This is a genomic window from Curtobacterium sp. AB7 (genome assembly GCF_044909335.1).
Lineage (GTDB): Bacteria > Actinomycetota > Actinomycetes > Actinomycetales > Microbacteriaceae > Curtobacterium.
On record NZ_JBIYED010000001.1, the window covers coordinates 743590 to 760768 of the forward strand.

The 17179-nt window shown below is 71.9% G+C and carries 17 protein-coding genes; 11 read left to right on the forward strand and 6 right to left on the reverse strand.

What is annotated here, in order from left to right:
• Together ABH929_RS03740 and ABH929_RS03745 are read left to right on the forward strand one after the other, a co-directional pair.
• Complete coding sequence (locus tag ABH929_RS03740; protein WP_404560155.1) at window positions 1–1494, forward strand: LCP family protein; 1494 nt, start codon at window positions 1–3, stop codon at window positions 1492–1494.
• A 34-nt stretch (window positions 1495–1528) separates the two neighbouring features.
• Window positions 1529–2311 carry an endonuclease/exonuclease/phosphatase family protein gene (locus tag ABH929_RS03745; protein WP_263091143.1) on the forward strand — a complete coding sequence of 261 codons (783 nt, stop codon included), beginning with the start codon at window positions 1529–1531 and terminating at the stop codon, window positions 2309–2311.
• Between the two features lies 1 nt (window position 2312).
• Here the strand turns inward: ABH929_RS03745 and ABH929_RS03750 are convergent, their stop codons facing one another.
• Window positions 2313–3041, reverse strand: coding sequence for a hypothetical protein (locus ABH929_RS03750; protein WP_404560156.1), 729 nt, complete (start codon window positions 3039–3041; stop codon window positions 2313–2315).
• Between the two features lie 198 nt (window positions 3042–3239).
• Here ABH929_RS03750 and ABH929_RS03755 point away from each other — a divergent pair, with 198 nt between their 5' ends.
• Window positions 3240–4166, forward strand: coding sequence for an SDR family oxidoreductase (locus ABH929_RS03755; RefSeq protein WP_404560157.1), 927 nt, complete (start codon window positions 3240–3242; stop codon window positions 4164–4166).
• A gap of 91 nt (window positions 4167–4257) precedes the next feature.
• Here ABH929_RS03755 and ABH929_RS03760 read toward each other — a convergent pair whose 3' ends face one another.
• Window positions 4258–4575 carry a hypothetical protein gene (locus tag ABH929_RS03760; protein ID WP_205463648.1) on the reverse strand — a complete coding sequence of 106 codons (318 nt, stop codon included), beginning with the start codon at window positions 4573–4575 and terminating at the stop codon, window positions 4258–4260.
• A gap of 178 nt (window positions 4576–4753) precedes the next feature.
• Between ABH929_RS03760 and ABH929_RS03765 the strand changes: the two genes are divergently transcribed.
• Entirely contained in the window at window positions 4754–5437 is a 684-nt protein-coding gene (locus tag ABH929_RS03765; protein ID WP_404560158.1) for a TetR/AcrR family transcriptional regulator, read from the forward strand.
• A gap of 9 nt (window positions 5438–5446) precedes the next feature.
• Here ABH929_RS03765 and ABH929_RS03770 read toward each other — a convergent pair whose 3' ends face one another.
• Together ABH929_RS03770 and ABH929_RS03775 are read right to left on the reverse strand one after the other, a co-directional pair.
• A complete protein-coding gene (locus ABH929_RS03770; protein ID WP_404560159.1) occupies window positions 5447–6976 on the reverse strand; it encodes a threonine/serine exporter ThrE family protein in 1530 nt (509 codons plus the stop codon).
• A 113-nt stretch (window positions 6977–7089) separates the two neighbouring features.
• A complete protein-coding gene (locus ABH929_RS03775) occupies window positions 7090–7530 on the reverse strand; it encodes an OsmC family protein (RefSeq protein WP_111085865.1) in 441 nt (146 codons plus the stop codon).
• Between the two features lie 287 nt (window positions 7531–7817).
• On the opposite strand from ABH929_RS03775, the gene ABH929_RS03780 reads away from it, so the two are divergent.
• Window positions 7818–8861 (forward strand): NAD(P)-dependent alcohol dehydrogenase, encoded by a 1044-nt coding sequence (locus ABH929_RS03780; RefSeq protein WP_404560160.1) that lies wholly within the window; start codon window positions 7818–7820, stop codon window positions 8859–8861.
• A 107-nt stretch (window positions 8862–8968) separates the two neighbouring features.
• On the opposite strand, the gene ABH929_RS03785 is transcribed toward ABH929_RS03780, so the two are convergent.
• Window positions 8969–10846: a gamma-glutamyltransferase family protein gene (locus ABH929_RS03785; RefSeq protein WP_404560161.1), complete on the reverse strand. Its 1878-nt coding sequence runs from the start codon at window positions 10844–10846 to the stop codon at window positions 8969–8971.
• Window positions 10847–10875: 29 nt separating this feature from the next.
• Complete coding sequence (locus tag ABH929_RS03790) at window positions 10876–11694, reverse strand: TSUP family transporter (protein WP_404560163.1); 819 nt, start codon at window positions 11692–11694, stop codon at window positions 10876–10878.
• Window positions 11695–11771: 77 nt separating this feature from the next.
• Between ABH929_RS03790 and ABH929_RS03795 the strand changes: the two genes are divergently transcribed.
• The 6 genes from ABH929_RS03795 to ABH929_RS03820 all read left to right on the forward strand — a co-directional run bounded on the left by ABH929_RS03795 (window position 11772) and on the right by ABH929_RS03820 (window position 17174).
• Complete coding sequence (locus ABH929_RS03795) at window positions 11772–12527, forward strand: AraC family transcriptional regulator (RefSeq protein WP_404560164.1); 756 nt, start codon at window positions 11772–11774, stop codon at window positions 12525–12527.
• 77 nt (window positions 12528–12604) lie between these two features.
• Complete coding sequence (locus ABH929_RS03800; RefSeq protein WP_404560165.1) at window positions 12605–13021, forward strand: ArsR/SmtB family transcription factor; 417 nt, start codon at window positions 12605–12607, stop codon at window positions 13019–13021.
• The gene (locus ABH929_RS03805) at window positions 13018–13494 is read left to right on the forward strand and encodes an SRPBCC domain-containing protein (protein ID WP_404560167.1); all 477 of its coding nucleotides are present in this window, start codon (window positions 13018–13020) and stop codon (window positions 13492–13494) included. The genes ABH929_RS03800 and ABH929_RS03805 overlap by 4 nt, the downstream gene beginning before the upstream one ends.
• A 123-nt stretch (window positions 13495–13617) precedes the next feature.
• A complete protein-coding gene (locus ABH929_RS03810) occupies window positions 13618–14811 on the forward strand; it encodes a peptidoglycan DD-metalloendopeptidase family protein (protein WP_194648933.1) in 1194 nt (397 codons plus the stop codon).
• 116 nt (window positions 14812–14927) lie between these two features.
• Window positions 14928–15572, forward strand: coding sequence for a DNA alkylation repair protein (locus ABH929_RS03815; RefSeq protein WP_404560168.1), 645 nt, complete (start codon window positions 14928–14930; stop codon window positions 15570–15572).
• A gap of 69 nt (window positions 15573–15641) precedes the next feature.
• A complete protein-coding gene (locus tag ABH929_RS03820) occupies window positions 15642–17174 on the forward strand; it encodes an MFS transporter (RefSeq protein ID WP_404560169.1) in 1533 nt (510 codons plus the stop codon).
• The last annotated feature ends 5 nt before the right edge of the window (window positions 17175–17179 follow it).

Sequence of the window (17179 nt, forward strand, 5' to 3'; positions counted from 1 at the left end):
GTGAGCAACGAACCCGAGCAGACGACGGAACCCGCGCGCCGCGGTGCCGTGACGCCGCGCCACGGGCGCCAGAAGCGACGAGCGGGCGTGGTGTTCCCGGCGATCGCGGGCGTGCTCACGATGGCGGTCCTGCTGAGTGGCGGGTACGCGGCCTACGCCTACAACCAGCTGTCCGGCGGCGTCACGATCGTCAACGCGATCACCGGCAAGAAGGACACGAAGAACGACGTCGACGGCAAGGCGCAGAACATCCTGCTGGTCGGCGACGACCACCGGCCGGACAACGCCACCCCCGAGCAGCTCGCCGAACTGAGCACCGAGTCGGACGGCGGGGCGACGAACACCGACACGATGATCGTCCTGCACATCAACGCCGACGGCTCACAGGCGACGATGATCTCGTTCCCCCGCGACTCGTACGTCGACATCCCGGACGTCGGCAAGGGCAAGCTCAACAGTGCCTTCTACTACGGCACGCTCAACGGTGGCGGCGACACCGGTGGCGCGAAGATGCTCATCAAGACCATCGAGAACCTGAGTGGCCTGCAGATCGACCACTACGTCCGGGTCTCGCTGCTCGGTTTCTACCAGGTGGTCAAGGAGCTCGGCCCGGTCGAGGTCTGCCTGAACCAGGCGACCAACGACCCGTACTCCGGCGTCGACCTGCCGGCCGGCAAGTCCACGCTGGACGCCAAGCAGGCCCTGTCGTTCGTCCGCCAGCGCCACGGTCTGCCGAACGGCGACCTGGACCGCAACGTCCGTCAGCAGTACTTCCTGTCGCAGGAAGCCCGGAAGGTCACGTCCGCGGGCACGCTGCTCAACCCGGTCAAGATGGGCAACATCCTGAAGGCGGTCGGGGGTTCGATCCAGACGGACACGAACCTGCTCGACCTCGCCTCGCAGATGAGCAACCTGCGGCCGGCCAACATCCAGTCCGCCACGATCCCCACCCTCGGCACGCCGACCATCTACGTGAACGGTTCCGCGCTGTCGATCGTCGAGATCGACACCGTCGGGCTGCCCGCCTTCGTGCAGGGACTGGTCGGCGAACCGGACACCTACACGAAGGCCGCGGCCGCGCAGCCCGCGAACACCTCGGTCACCGTGCTGAACGGCAGCGGTGTCACGGGGGCCGCCGCCGCAGCGGGTCAGGTCCTGACGAGCCGCGGGTTCCAGGTCGCACCGGCCGGTTCCTCGGACCCCACCACGGCCACGCAGGTGCAGTACCCCGCGGGCCAGGAATCCCAGGCGAAGGCGGTCGCGGCGGCCGTGCCCGGTGCCGTCGCGGTCCGGACCGGTGCCGTCACCGGCGTCACGCTCGTGCTCGGTACCGACGGCAAGGCCCCGAAGGCCGCCAGCGCGCCGAGCGCACCCGCCTCGACGCCTGCCGACACCGGCTCGGGGTCGAAGCCGAGCAAGCAGGCGACCAAGGAGCCGGCGCCGAAGTCGACGGACGTGCACAACTACGGCACCGCGGGCACCTGCATCAACTGAGGCCGCGGCCGCACCGGATCGCTAGGTTCGAGGGGTGAGCAGCGCAGCGCGTCCGATCGTCCTGATGACCTACAACATCAAGAACCCGGATCCGGAGCACGACTGGCCGGCCCGACTCCCCGTGGTCCTCGACGTCATCCGCCGGCACGACCCGGACCTGGTGTGCGTGCAGGAGGCCTTCGCGCACCAGCTCGACGACCTGCGCGCCGGGCTGCCGGGCCACGCGGACGTCGGGCAGGGCCGTGAGGGCGGCACCGCGGGGGAACACCCGGCGGTGTTCTACCGTCGCGACCGGTTCCGACCGACGGACGATGGCTCGTTCTGGTTGTCGGACACCCCGGACGAGCCGGTCTCGAACACGTGGGGCAGCCTGTTCCCGCGCATCGCGAACCACGCCGTGTTCCTGGACACCGACGGACCTGCGGTCACGGTGCTCACCACGCACCTGGACCACGAACCCGGCGAGCACGGCGACGAGGTGCGTGGCAAGAGTGCGGCGCTCATCGTCGAACGGCTCGCGCGGGAGACCGGCCCGGTCATCGTCGCCGGGGACTGCAACGAGCCGGCCGGTGCCGGCACCGCGTCACGGGTCTTCGCCGACGCCGGGTTCGACGACACCTGGCTGCTCGCGGGCGATCCGGGGGACCGGACGGCGACGTTCAACGACTGGCAGCCGCCGGTGGACACCGGTGAGCGCATCGACTGGGTGCTGACCCGCGGGGTCGCCGGCGTCGACCGGGTCGTCATCGACCACGACGGTCCGGAGACGTGGTTCGCCAGTGATCACTTCCCGGTGATCGCGACGATCCGCGTGTGAGTCAGCAGGTCCGCTGCGCGTGCACGGGCATCGGGGAGCCGAGCACCGTGACCGTGGTCTCGTTCGTCAGGGCCGAGACGCCGTTGGTGCCGGCGGAGTCGTCCGTCGTCTCGTCGTCCGAGGTGGGGTCGACCCAGCCCTCGCGCAGCAGCAACTGCCACGCGCGGGAGTCGTCCGCACCGTAGGACACCCGTTCCGAGCGCGGGGCGTCCGCGATCTCGTCGGCGATGTCGTCACCGACCTGCACGCCGCCGGGACCGGTCAGCTCGATCCGTGCACCGAGCCGGCTGCGGACCTGGTCGCGCAGCACCCGGATCTCGACGGCGTTGCCCGCCCGCGCATCGGTGGCCAGGGCCGCGACGCGGATGGCGCCGCCCCACGTGTAGGTCGTGCCGGCCGGGAAGCACGCGCCGCCGTCGCCCTCGGCCGTCTGGGTGCGCGACGGGGTGCCGAGCAGACGGTCGAGCAGGCTCACGGTCAACCGGGAGTCGCGCATCGACGACTCGACGACGGTCTTCCCACCGTTGCGGAGCACCAGGGACTCGGCGTCGAGCTCGATCGAGTCGACCCGCCGGAGCTTCGCGTTCGACACGTGCACCGGAGCGGCGTCGTGCGACGTCTCCGCTGCGACGGCGGTGTCCGCCCCGAGCCCGGTGGTGCCGTCGAGCGCCAGCGCACCTGCCGAGAAGGCGAGCACGGCAGCGAGCGCCAGCAGGGTCCGAGGGGTCACCGTTCGACGGTACGACCCCGGACGGTCCAGAACGACAGGTGTTACCGAATCGGGTCCTGGCCGTCACCGGACCGTGACAAACGAGGAAGACGCACCTGCGGCCCTGGACCGGTGCGGCCGGCGGACGCTGGCCGCTCCGCGCGCCGGGGGACAGCCTCCTGGACGGCCCGTGGTGCGCGCCTGCGTACCGTCGGCGGCATGACGGACCAGCAGAACGACCAGGCAGGGCTCGACCAATACGCCATGCAGGACCCGACGAAGATGTACGCCGACAAGAAGCCGGACGAGCAGTACCTCGAAGGCGCCGGCACCGACGCCGAGATGGCGGAGAACGTCCCCGCCGACCACGGCGAGGACACCTACCGCGGCTCCGGTCGACTGGAGGGCCGCAAGGCACTCGTCACCGGTGGCGACTCGGGCATCGGTGCAGCCGTCGCCATCGCCTACGCACGCGAGGGCGCCGACGTCGCGATCTCGTACCTGCCCGAGGAGCAGGAGGACGCCGACCGCATCGTCGCGCTCATCGAGGCAGCCGGACGCAAGGCCGTCGCGCTGCCCGGCGACATCACCTCACTCGCGGTCTGCGAGCAGATCGTCGCCGACACCGTCGCGCAGCTCGGCGGGATCGACATCCTGGTGAACAACGCGGGCAAGCAGCAGAACGTCTCCTCGATCGAGGACATCTCGGACGAGGAGTTCGACGAGACGTTCAAGACGAACGCCTACGCGACCTTCCGGATCACGAAGGCCGCCGTGCCGCACCTGCAGCCGGGCTCCACGATCATCAACACGACGTCGATCCAGGCCTACGCGCCGTCGCCGCACCTGGTGCACTACGCGGCCACGAAGGCCACCGTGAACAACCTGGCGAAGGGCCTGGCGGCGCAGCTCGCGCCGAAGGGCATCCGCGTCAACGCCGTCGCTCCGGGGCCGATCTGGACGCCGCTGCAGCCGGCCGGCGGTCAGCCGCCCGAGGCGCTGCCGTCCGCGGGCGAGCAGACCTACCTGGGCCGCTGGGGGCAGCCGGCCGAGCTCGCCCCGGCGTACGTGTTCCTGGCCAGCGGTGAGTCGTCCTACGTGGTCGGCGAGACGCTGCACGTCGACGGTGGGATGCCGACGCCGTAGCGCGTCGCCGACGGGCTGACGGGAGGCGCGGTGCCGGTGGGTACCGCGCCTCCCGTCGTCCGGGTGGTCCCGTCTGCGGGCCGTGGTGACGTCAGCAGGTGACGGCGCGCGCCATCCGCTCGAGGAGTTCCCGCGCCGACAGTGCTGCCGCGAGTTCGACCTCGACCGGGTTGATGCCGATCGCGTGCTCGAACGCGCGGCGACGTGCCTGGTCGACGATCGGCACCTCGGGGCGTTGCGGCAGCACCGCGATGGCCCGGGCGGCGGCGTCGAACGCTCCCGTGGGTCGACCGAGTTGCTCCCACATCGCGCGGACGTCGTGTGCGACCTGCTCCGGGTCGCCGCCGAACTCGAAGCCGGCCGAGGCCATCGTCGCGAGTCCCTGTGCGGTGGGGTCGTTCGGGGTCATGCCCGGCATCGTCACACGGATCCGTGCGAACGCGCTGGGCGTGGTGACCGTGTCCGTGTCCCCCCATGTGCTGACACCCGTACCGGGGATTCTGTTGTCCCCCGTTCTGCGTTTGGATGGACGTGCCCCGGGTCGGGGCGACCTCGGACAGGACGTCCGTGGAACGACGGAGGGCACGATGCTCGAGAACACCAGCGCCGACACGCAGGCCGCAGCGGCCGCGGCGGCGACCCTGCACCTCCGGATCACGATCGTGGGGGCCACCGTCGACCTGCTCCGTGACGTCCCCTTCCACGAAGCACGCGCCGTGCACGTGGCCGAGCGGATGGGCATCCCCGTCGAGGAGCTCCAGCAGCACTTCCCGTCCTGGGACGGCCTGGTGCTCGCAGCCGTCGACCGCTGGAACGGCGGTCGGATGGACGAGGTCACCCGCGAGGTCGGCGACGGCTCGACCGTCGAGCTCCTGCGCGCGATCGTCGCGTCGAACGCCGATGACCCCGCGCTCATGCGCCTGCTCGTCGCCCTGCTGTCCGTCGCGGGCAACCCCGAGCACCCGATGGCGACCTACCTGCGCTCGCGTTACCAGCTCTTCTACGCACAGGTGAAGCGCGGTCTCGAGCACGACATCGCCGTCGGCCGCGCCCCGCACACCATGGAACCCCGTCGCGGCGCGGAGCAGCTCATCGCGCTGTACGAGGGGCTGCAGCTGCAGGCCCTGCTCCGATCGGACCTCGACCTGGTCCCGGCGTTCGACCGTGCGGTGGCCCGACTCGAGCGCGGCTGGATGGAGCGCTACGAGCCGCAGGCCGCCCGCCGGCACGCGACGTGGAGCGACGGCGACGACGGCAGCTGGGACATCTAGCCCAGACCGTCAGCGACCGTCTGGCGCCGACCGCGACCCGCGTGGCACCGAGCCGTCACCGGGGTCGTACCCGGTGTCGCGGATGACCCGGAGCGCGGTGGTGTCGTTGTGGACCGAGTGCACGACGACCCGGCGGGTCCGCCGGAGCGCTCGGCGCGCGCCCGGTGTCGCGAACAGGCCGCCGAGCACGAGCCCGGCACCGATCCCGAGCGCCACGGAGACCGCGGCCACGAAGTCGAGGGCCGCGCTCGACGAGCCCGACATGAAGTTCAGCAGTGCGTTCGACACGGCGACACCGGGCAGCAGCGCTCCGCAGAACGCCGGCACCGCGATCGCCGCGACCGCGGTCCGCATCCGCGCCGCCGCGTAGGTGGACAGCACGCCGAGCAGGACCGCCGCCAGGAACGTCGCTCCGAGCAGCGGCAGGCCGAGCTGCCGCAGCCCCCACAGCGAGGCACCCGCCGCCACCGAGAACACGACCGCGACGGGGATCACCCGTGCACTGGCCTGCTGCACGAAGCAGTTCGCCCCGGCCGACACCACCGTGAGCGAGAGCGACGCCCACAACGGCAGCGCCTGGGTGACGATGCCCGACGGGTCGACCTCGAGGTGCAGCCACTTCGTCATCGCGATCCCCGCGGGCACCCCCACGACGATCGCGGCGATGACCAGTCCGATGTAGAAGGCCCGGGCGACCGCCATCGCACGGAAGCCGGAGATCGCGTCCTGCGCCCACGTCACGAGCGAGACGTGCGGCAGGAGCAGCACCACCAGGGCCGCCACCATCGTGGCGGCACCCGCCGGGTGCAGCACGCCCGCGCCGATGGCCAGGGTGCCGATCACCGACGCGACCGCTCCCTGTGCCCCGGACACGAAGAACTGCGGGTAGCCACGACCGGTCAGCCAGCGCCCGGACAGGATGATCCCGAACATCAGCACGAAGGCGCCGATGCCCGCTCGCCACCCGCCACCGGCCTGCATCGCGATCGAGGTCCCCAGGATCGAGAGCCCGACGTCGGCGAGCCACGTGGGCCAGCGCGGCGGCATCCGCAGCACCGCCACGAGGGCGTTCACGCCCGAGGTCATGTCCCGTACGTCGTGGATCAGGTCGTCGACGATCTGGTTCGCGCGCGCGAGTCGGTCGAGGTCGGATCCGTCGGAGCTCACTGTCCGGACCTTCACGAGCGGCGGGATGTCGGCCGGTGCGTACTGGAGCGTCACCGAACTGCCGGAGAAGTCGAGGTCGAGCGGGGCCAGGTTCCACTTCGTCGACACCGCGACGACGGCGGTCTCGACGCTGCGGGTGTCGGCGCCGGAGGCGAGCATCACCTCGGCCAGGTCGAGGCAGAAGTCGACGATCTGGGCGGCGGTGTACTGGTCGCGCCCCTTGGCGTCGGGTTCGACGTGTTCGTAGATCGTGCCACGCAGTCGGGCACGTGCGTCGCGCAGGTCGTGCTGCGCCAGGCTGCGGCGTCGGGGGCGGGGTGGCCGGTGTGGGCGCCCCGGTTTCGGTTCGCCGGGGGAGTGCTGCTCGGCCATCCGACCATGGTGCCAGTCGCGATCTGGACGCGACCAGAGCGGACGGGAGGCCCGGTGCCAGCTGGCACCGGGCCTCCCGTCCGGTGGTCGGTCGCGTCTCGGACGCGAGCCGACTACTGCTCGAACGTCGCGTCGAGCGTGATGTCGACGCCGGTGAGTGCCTTGCTGACCGGGCAGGTCGCCTTGGCGTCCTCGGCGGCCTTCAGGAAGGTCGCCTCGTCGATGCCGGTGACCTCACCGTGCACGGTCAGGGCGATGCCGGTGAGCTTGAAGCCGCCGGCGGAGTCCGGGCCGAGCGAGACGTCGGCCTTGACGTCGAGGGCCTCGACCGTGCCGCCGGCCTCGCCGAGGACGGCGGAGAACTGCATGGCGTAGCAGGCCGAGTGCGCGGCGGCGATGAGCTCCTCGGGGCTGGTGCTGCCACCGGCCTCGTCGGCGGCGCGCTTCGGGAACGAGACGTCGTAGGTGCCGACCTTCGAGCTGGAGAGTTCGACCTGGCCGGAACCGTCGTTGAGGCCGCCGTTCCAGGCGGTGCGTGCGGTGCGCGTGGGCATGGCCGCTCCTTTCGTGTGGGGGATCGGACCCGAGTGGGACCGTCGCAGCCGAGTCAAGCGGAGAACGCGCGTTCTCGCAAGCGGCTCACGGCGAAGACGCAGGGTTAGCGGGTGTTCCGCGCGTACTTGGTGAGTTCGGGCGTACCTGGTCGGAACTTTCTGGCAGGTACGCCCGATCCTTCGTGCCATCGCGGGCGCTCTGGGAAGAACCGAACTCCGGAGGCTGGGCGACAGGTGTCGTGTTCAACGACAGGTGTAGCCTGAATGGCGTTCAAAGGAGACCCACCATGCGCGCCGTCGTGTTCGAGCAGTACCAGACCTTCCCGTCCCTGACAGAGGTCCCGAAGCCCACCCCGGGTCCGGGGGAGGTGCTCCTCAAGGTCGCCGGCGCCGGTGCGTGCCACTCGGACGTCGCGGTCTACCGCGAGTTCGCCGCCGGTGCTCCGGGGTCGCAGCAGCCCCCGTTCGTGCTCGGGCACGAGAACTCCGGCTGGGTCGAGTCCGTCGGTGACGGCGTGACCGGGTTCACCGAGGGCGACGCCTACCTGGTCTACGGGCCGGTCGGCTGCGGGCACTGCTCGTACTGCTCGAAGGGGCAGGACACCTACTGCGAGAACGCCGCGACGAACCCGTACATGGGCATCGGTCTCGGGCGCGACGGCGGCATGGCGGAGTACGTCAGCGTCCCCGCTCGCAACCTCGTCCCGCTCGGCGACGCCGACCCGATCGCCGCCGCACCGCTCAGCGACGCCGCACTCACGCCGTACCACGCGATCAAGAACGCGCTGCCGAACCTGGCGGGCGGCGGCAAGTACGCCCTGGTCGTCGGGCTGGGCGGCCTCGGGCAGATCGCCGTGCAGATCCTCACCGCGCTCACCGGCGCCACGGTCATCGCGACCGACATGAAGCAGGACGCCATGGACCGCGCTGCCGCCCGTGGCGCGATCACGGTGCCCGGCGGGCCGGACCAGGCCGCCGCGATCCGCGAGATCACCGGCGGCCGCGGGGTCGACGCCGCGTTCGACTTCGTCGGAGCGACGCCCACCATCAAGGTCGCCCAGGCGTCCATGGCCGTCGGCGGCCGGTTCACCGTCGTCGGGATCGCCGGTGGCACCACCGAGTGGGACTTCTTCCGGACGCCGTACGAGTCGACGATCACGAACACCTACTGGGGCACCATCGAGGACCTGCACGAGGTCGTCGCCATGTACCGCGCCGGGCAGATCGTCCCCGACGTCGAGCGCTACGCGCTGTCGGACGCGCTCGAGGCCTACCGGAAGCTCGAGGCCGGCGAGCTGTCGGGTCGCGCGGTGGTCGTCCCGACGCTCTGACCTCGCGGCGTCCCTGGTCGAATCGGGCGTACCTGGTCGGAACTTCGGACCAGGTACGCCCGATTCCGCTTCCCATCGCGAGTGTCCTGGGAAAGAACGACCCCGGGTCAGCGGCCCGCGGCGTACCCCTGAGCACCGCGGGGGTTCGCCGCGGCGCCGAGCACCCCGGTGGCCGGGTCCCGTGTCACGCAGGACAACCGTCCGAGCGACCAGTCGCCGGCGCGGGTGACGACGTGTCCGCGGGCCTCGAGTTCCGCGATGACGTCGTCGCCGAGTCGGTCCTCGACCACGAGCCCCGCCGGCTCGCACGTGCGCGGCCAGAACGACCCCGGGAACGACGTCGTGTGCAGCGCCGGGGCGTCGATCGCCTGCTGCGGGGTGTACCCGCCGACGATCCACCGCAGCAGGAACAGCAGCTGCCACTGGTCCTGCTGGTCACCGCCGGGCGAACCGACCGCGGCCACGGGCACGCCGTCACGCAGCACCAGGGTCGGCGTCAGGGTCGTGCGGGGGCGCTCGCCGGGGCGCAGCGTCGACGCCGTGCCCGGTTCGAGCCAGGTCATCTGCAGCCGGGTGCCCAGGCAGAACCCGAGCTCCGGGATCGTCGGCGACGACTGCAGCCAGCCGCCCGACGGTGTCGCGCTCACGATGTTGCCCCAGCGGTCCACGACGTCGATGTGGCAGGTGTCGCCCCGGGTCTCGCCGTCGGGGGCCACGAACGGCTCGCCGCGGTCCTCGACCGGCGCGACGGGCGCGACCGGCGCGCGCTCGGTGTCCCGCGCGACCTGCACGGTCGGCTCGCCGAGACCAGCGCCCTCGCCGGCGGAGTACGACGTCCGGGCTGGCGGCATCGCCCGCTCGACGCCCGCGATCGTGCCCGGTCGCAGCTCGGCCGAGGCCCGCTCGCTTATCAGCGCTCGCCGCACGTCGGTGTACGCGTCGGACAGCAGCACGTCGAGGGGGACGTCGCCGTCCCCGTAGAACGCCTCGCGGTCGGCCATCGCGAGCTTCTGCGCCTCGACGATGGTGTGTGCGCCGACCGACGTCGACGGGTCGAGCAGTGCGTCGTCGAGCGGTTCGAGCAGCCGCAGGGTCTGCAGGAGCGCCGGACCCTGACCCCAGGGACCGGTCTTCGCGATCGTGCAGCCGCGGAACTCCGTTGTCGCCGCGGGCTCGTACGACGCCCGGAACGCCGCCAGGTCCGACGCCCGGACGACCCCGGCGTGGTCGCTGCCCGACGCGTGTCGGTGGGGCTCCCGCACGAAGCGGTCGATCGCCTCGGCGACGAAGCCCTCGGCCCACTCGCTCCGTGCGGCGTCGATGCGGGCGGTCCGACTGCCGGAGCCGTCACCGGCGTCGAGGAGCCGGTCGAGCACTGCGGCCAGCGCCTCGTTGCGCACCAGGTCCCCGGGGACCGGCGCCGTGCCTCCCGGCAGCCACTGCGCGGCGGACGTGGGCCAGTGGTCACGGAACAGGCCCTGCACGGCGGTGATCGTCCGGACCACCCCGGCTGCGACCGGGTGGCCGTCACGGGCGTAGCCGATCGCCGGAGCGAGGACGTCCGCGAGCTCCCACGTGCCGTGGTCGCGGAGCAGCAGGAGCCACGCGTCGACGGCACCCGGCACGGTGGCGGCGAGCGCGCCGGAGCCGGGGACGAGGTCGAGGCCCTCGGCGCGGTAGTGCTCGGGCGTCGCACCGGCCGGTGCCGGACCCTGGCCGACGAGCACGACCGGCGTCGGGTCCGACGCCGTCGCGAACACCGCCGTCAGGTCGCCACCCGGGCCGTTCAGGTGCGGCTCGACCACGTGCAGGACGAACGCGCCCGCGACGGCTGCGTCGAAGGCGTTGCCGCCGCGTTCGAGCACCGACTGCGCGGTGGCGGTCGCGATCCAGTGCGTCGCGGCCGCCATGCCGAACGTGCCCTGCAGGTCCGGGCGCGAGGTCTGCGTGGCGGGCGGGACGAAGGCGGGGTTCGGCGTCGGCATCCACCCATACTGTCCCCGGGGCTCGCTGCTCAGCCCAGGGCCACGACGATCCCCGCTGCGACGAGCAGTGCGACGTAGCCCCAGGCGTGCACGACCTCGGGCAGGTGCGGCGGGCGACGTCGGAGCAGCACGATGACCGGCGTCGCGCCGACCAGCAGGGCCGCGGCTGCCCGGACGTCGACGGCCCCGACGAGTCCCGCGGCGTGCGGGACGACCGCCGGCAGCAGCATGGTCACCGCGGCGGCGGGCAGCGTGATCGCCAGCGTGAGGGGGTTCGCGAGCGTGGTCGCCGCGGTCATGGTGGCACCGGACCGGCGCAGCATCGGGACCGTCATCACGCTGCCGCCGACGCCGAGGAACGCCGCGACCGCACCGATCGGGAGGCCCGTGGCGGTCGGCACGCCGGTGCGGGTCGGTCCGTGGTCGCGTCCACCGCCGCGGGTCGCGACTGCGCGATCCGTCGCCGCGTCGCGCAGGAAGCCCGGGCGCAGGAGCAGGTCGGCGACCGTGACCCCGAGGTAGACGACGAAGCCCCAGCGCAGGAGCGCGTCCGGGGCCCCTCGTGCGGCGAGCACCCCGACCGCGCCGCCGACCCCGAGCAGGACGAACAGCGACGAACGGCCCCGGAGCGGTGCGAGTGCGCCGCGCCGGGCCGAGACGGTGGCCACGGCGGCGTTCACGAGCATCACGAGGGCCGAGGTCGCCGTGGCCACCCGGACGGCGTCGCCACCGAGGGCTGCATCGGCGACGGTGATGATCGGCACGGTGACGAACCCACCGCCGAACCCGAACAGGACGGTGGTGACCCCGACCAGGACCCCGATGACCACGAGCACGATGAACGACATGCCCTCCATCCCAGCGGGGATCGCCACGGCGGACGATCGGGTGTGCGGCAGGTTCCTTCGAGACCTAGCCTCGTCGTGTGCGCAACGTCCCGGTCTCCGAGTTCGACCACCAGCCGTTCGACGTCCTGCCGATCGGCACCGACTACCCGCCGGACCACCTGCTCGCCCGGCACGAGCACCGACGGGCGCAGCTGCTCTACGGCGCGAGCGGCGTGATGCTCGTCGAGACCGACGACGGCTCGTGGACGGTGCCGACCGACCGGGCGGTCCTCATCCCGCCCGGGGTGCCCCACGAGGTCCGGATGCTCGACGTCAGCACCTGGAGCCTGTACGTCGAGCCGGACGCCGTGCCCTGGTGGCCGACCCGGTGCACCGTCGTCGAGGTCGGGCCCCTGCTGCGCGAGGTGCTGCGCGCCGCCACCGCGCTCGACGTGCCGTACGACGACGGCGGCCGGGACGGCGCCCTCGTCCGGCTCGCCCTGCACGAGCTGCAACGCGTCGCACCGATCCCGTTGAGTGTCTCGCTGCCGCCACGGGGCGTCCTGCGCGACCTGTGTCGGGCGTACCTGGCCGAGCCCGACGTCCACGTGACGAACGCCGACTGGGCGCGTGCGGCGGCCGTCTCGGAGCGCACGCTCGATCGCCACTTCCGCGCGGCCACGGGGGTGGGGCCCGCGAGCTGGCGGGTGCGTGCACGACTGTTGTCGAGCCTGCCGGCCCTGCGACGCGGCACCGTGACGGAGGTGGCGGGCCGACTCGGCTACGCGACCCCCGCGGCGTTCACCGCCGCCTTCTCGAGGGCGTTCGGGGCCCCGCCGTCCCGGTTCCGCTGAGGTCTTGCGCTCCGCCAGGAGCGCGCGCACACTGAACCGGACGGTTAATTAACTGTCCGGTTCACCGAGGAGGCGCGATGGAACCCGACCACACCGACGTCGTCCTCTCAGCGCTCGCCGACCCGATCCGACGGCGCATCGTCGAACGGCTCGGCAAGGGCGAAGCGACCGTCTCCGAGCTGTCCGAGCCCTTCGACGTCAGCGCTCCGGCGATCTCGCGACACCTCGGCGTGCTCGAGCGCGCCGGCCTCATCACGCGCGAGCGGCACGGCACGTGGCGCACGTGCCGGCTCCGGCCGGAGGCCGTCGACGAGCTCGGCGCCTGGCTGGGCCGGTTGCGTCCCGACTGGGACCGCCGGTTCGACCGCCTGGAGGCCCTGCTCGCCGCCCAGCGCACGCCCGCCCCGGTGGGCAGCCCGTCCGCCGCCCCACCCGCCAGTCCCACCAGTTCCGCCAGTCCCGCCTTCACCGTCGATCCGCAGGAGCAGTCATGACCGAACAGTTCACCGCCCACGCCACTCACCGGTTCGCCCACCCCGTCGCCGACGTGTACCGGGCGTTCGTCGACCCGGCGCTGCTCGCGCTCTGGTTCGGCCCCCTCGGCTTCCACGTCCCCGTCGCCACCGTCGAGGTGGACGCGCGGGTCGGCGGCGCCTGGAACCTCACGATGGTCAGCAACGACAACGCCGAGTGGTCGTCACCGGTGACCTCGACCCTCGAGCAGATCGAGGAGAACCGGATCATCGTCGGGACCTCGACCGCGCACGGCATCCCCGGGGTCGAGGACGGCACCGCGTTGTCCCTGACGCTCGAGTTCGTCGAGGACGGCGACGGCACGATCGTCACCCTGACCCAGGGACCGTTCCCCGAGTTCATGCGCGACATGAACATCGCCGGGTGGACGCAGTCGTTCCACAAGCTCGAAGCGCTGCTGGCGACACCGAAGGAGTTCTTCCAGCAGCCGTAGCCGCACCCCCCTGTCAAGGGGTTGTGCACCCCGCGTAGAAAAGCGACCATCGTTCGGTGACTCGTGCAGGGCGAGCGCCGAACGACCGCGCAGGGGCGTGGTCGGTTCCGAGTCAGGGGATCCATGACCACCACTCCGTCGACCGTCGCACGTGCGCGCCGACTCCCACGCTTCGCCGGCGCCGTGATGGCGCTGGCCCTCGCGGCGGGCGCGCTCGTCGCCACCGCCGAACCCGCCGCAGCGTCCGCAGTGTGGGTCGGCTCGGTCCCGGCCGGCACGAAGCTCCTGCCCGGTGACCAGGTCACCTCGCAGAACGGCCAGTTCCGGCTCATCATGCAGGGTGACGGGAACCTGGTCGAGTACGGCATCGGGAACCGCGTGCTGTGGGCCTCGAACACCGCGGGCTCCTCGAACGTCTACGCCGTCGTGGGGCGGGACCGCGCACTCGACATCATGCGCAACGGCAAGCGCGTGGCGCGCTGGGCCTCGGCAGGCCGGGCGAACTCGACTGCGCTGGCCGTGCGTGCGGACGGCACCATGGCGCTGCTCGCCGGCACCTCCGTCGTCGTGAAGTGGAACACGTTCCAAGACCGGATCGCTTCCGGTGGTGCACTGCTGAGCGGCACCGTCCTGCGCTCCGACGCGACCACCAACCGCACGCTCGAGATGCGCGCGGACGGCAACCTGGTGCAACGGGTGAACGGTGCAGTGGTCTGGCACACGAAGACGGGTGGCCACCCCGGAGCCTGGGCCGAGCTGCAGAAGAACGGCAACTTCGTGATCTGGTCGAAGGACCCGGCGCGCAAGGTCGCACTGTGGACGACGAAGACCACCACCGCGGGCTCGAGCAACCTGCTCCTGCAGGTCGACGGCAACCTCGTGATCTACGGGGCGAAGGACACCCGCGTGTGGTCGAGCCGCCCCGTGACCGGGCTCGCCTGGCCGGTGAAGGGCACGAAGATCACCGGCAGGTACGGCGACGACCGAGGCGCCGGACACGTCCCGCGCTACCACCAGGGCACCGATGCCCCGGTCCCGGTCGGCACCCCCGTGTACGGCGCGGGTACCGGAACGGTCACGAAGACCGTGGCGAACGACGCCTCGTACGGCAACTACATCGTCGTGACCTACGGCATGACCACGGTGCTCACCGCCCACCTCAGCAAGATCGGGGTGAAGAAGGGCCAGATCGTGAAGCTCGGCACCGAGATCGGGAAGTCCGGCAACACCGGGCAGTCGACCGGGCCGCACGTGCACGTCGAGATGCGGCGCAACGGAACGCTCGTCGACCCGTTGAAGAACATGCACTTCCGCTGATCCGGGGTCGCGCGGGGCGTGCCGCTTCGCGAGCAGGAATGGTCGGGTCGCCTTCGGGCACCCGACCATTCCTGCTCACGAAGTGCGGGCGGGGCGGCGCGGATACCCTTGACCGGATGACATCGCGCGGCGGGACCGGGAACGGGGCGGACGCGGAAGCCGTCCTCGTCGCGTTCGCGCACTCCAGCGGGGACGTCGCGGCAGCGCGCCGGGTCGCACGGCGGTTCGCGGGCCTCGACGAGGGCGAGCGCTCAGCGCTGCTCTGGAGCGAGGACGACGGCGCGAAGCTCATCGCCGTACTGCTGCTGGTGCAGGCGATGCGCGAGCACCCCGATCCGGAGCTGACCGACGAGTACCTGTCTGCGGCGAAGGCCGAGCGCTTCGACGACCCGGCGCTGGTCGACCTGGCAGCCGAGGAGCTCGTCGGTACGCCGCTCGTGGGCGGCTCGACGGGCCCGCTGTTCGCGCTCGTGAAGTCCGACGTGGCGATGGTGCGCCGGATCGCGGTCGTGGCGACCCTGGCGTTCGCGAAGCAGGGCGACGCCGAGGTGCCGCTCGGCATCGCCGGACGCCTGGTGCGGGAGCGGAGCGACACGGTGCAGTCGGCGCTGGGGTGGGTTCTGCGCGAGACGGGCAAGCGGGCGTCGGAGCCGGCGCTCGTGGCGTTCCTCGAGAAGAGCGGACGGTTCCTGACCCCTGCGGCACGCCAGACGGCGACCGAGCACCTGCCGCCGGCGGATCGCGACCGCCTGCGGGGCTGAGCACCAACGACGCTGGCAACCAACTGTGCAGTCGGCTCTACCGACCATGTGGTCGGTTAGGGTCACCGGGTGACCGAAACCACCCCGAGCACCAGCACCGCCCCGATCCACCGCGCCTCCGTCCGTGAATGGGCGTCCCTCGGTGTCCTCACCCTGGCCGTGGTGCTGCTCGCGATCGACGGCACCGTGCTGGCCCTCGCCGTCCCGTCGCTGACCGCCGACCTCGACCCGACCGCGACCCAGGTGCTCTGGATCGGCGACGTCTACTCGTTCGCGCTCGCGGGGCTGCTCGTCACGATGGGCAACGTCGCCGACCGGATCGGTCGGAAGCGCCTGCTGCTCATCGGCGCGGTCGCGTTCGGCTTGGCCTCGGCCGCCGCGGCGTTCGCACAGACGCCCGAACTCCTCATCGCCGCGCGGGCACTGCTCGGCATCGCCGGAGCGACCCTGATGCCGTCGACCCTGTCGTTGGTGCGCACGATCTTCCGCGACGCCCGGCAGCGCACCACCGCGATCGCGGTGTGGTCGGCGGGTGCGACGGGTGGTGCCGCCGCCGGACCGCTCGTCGGCGGTGCGCTGCTCGAGCACTTCTGGTGGGGCTCGGTCTTCCTCATCAACATCCCCGTCATCGTCGTGATCGTCATCGCCGGCGCGATCCTGCTGCCCGAGTCGAGGGGCGGCTCGCGCACCCCGATCGACCTGCTCTCCGCCGTCCTCTCGGTCCTGGCGATCGTGCCGCTCGTGTACGCCGTGAAGCACGTCGCCGGGCACGGGTTCGACTGGACGGTGCCCCTGACGGCGCTCCTCGGCATCGGCGCCGGCTGGTGGTTCGTCCGCCGGCAGAAGCGCCTCACGACGCCGCTCATCGACCTGCAGCTGTTCCGGATCCCGGCGTTCTCGGGCGCCGTCGTCGCGAACTCGCTGTCGGTCTTCGCGCTGAGCGGACTGCTGTTCTTCTTCTCGCAGTACCTGCAGCTGGTCCGCGGGTTCACGCCGCTGCTCGCCGGCGCGGCCGAGCTGCCGGCGACCCTGGCCTCGATCGCGGTGATCGCGATCATCGGGCTGCTGTCCCGGCGGGTCGGACCCGGCCGGTCGATCGGCCTCGGCCTGGCGGTCGCCGCCGTGGGCATGGCCGGCCTCGCGTTCGCCGAGGGGCTGCCGACGTACTGGGGCATCGCGATCGCGCTCGCCGTGGTCGGTCTGGGCGTCGGGGTCTCGATGACCCTGGCCACCGACGCAGTGGTCGCCGCGGCACCTCGGGAGCGTGCTGGTGCGGCCTCGGCCATCTCCGAGACCGGGTACGAACTGGGCGTCGCACTCGGCATCGCGGTGCTCGGTTCGTTGCAGACCGCGTTCTACCGGTCGAACCTCGACGTGACGAGCGGCGCGGTCAGCGGCGGTGTCGGCGACCGGATCCGTGAGTCCCTGGCGTCGGCGTCCCAGGTCCTGCAGGACGGCGACCCGATCCTCGAACACGCGCGGCACGCCTTCACCGGCGGCATGCAGCTCGCCTCGATCTGCGCGGCCGTCGCGCTCGCCGTCGCCGCCGCGGTCGCACTCCGGGTGATCCCGAACCGGCAGGATGGACCGCATGAGCACTGAAGGTC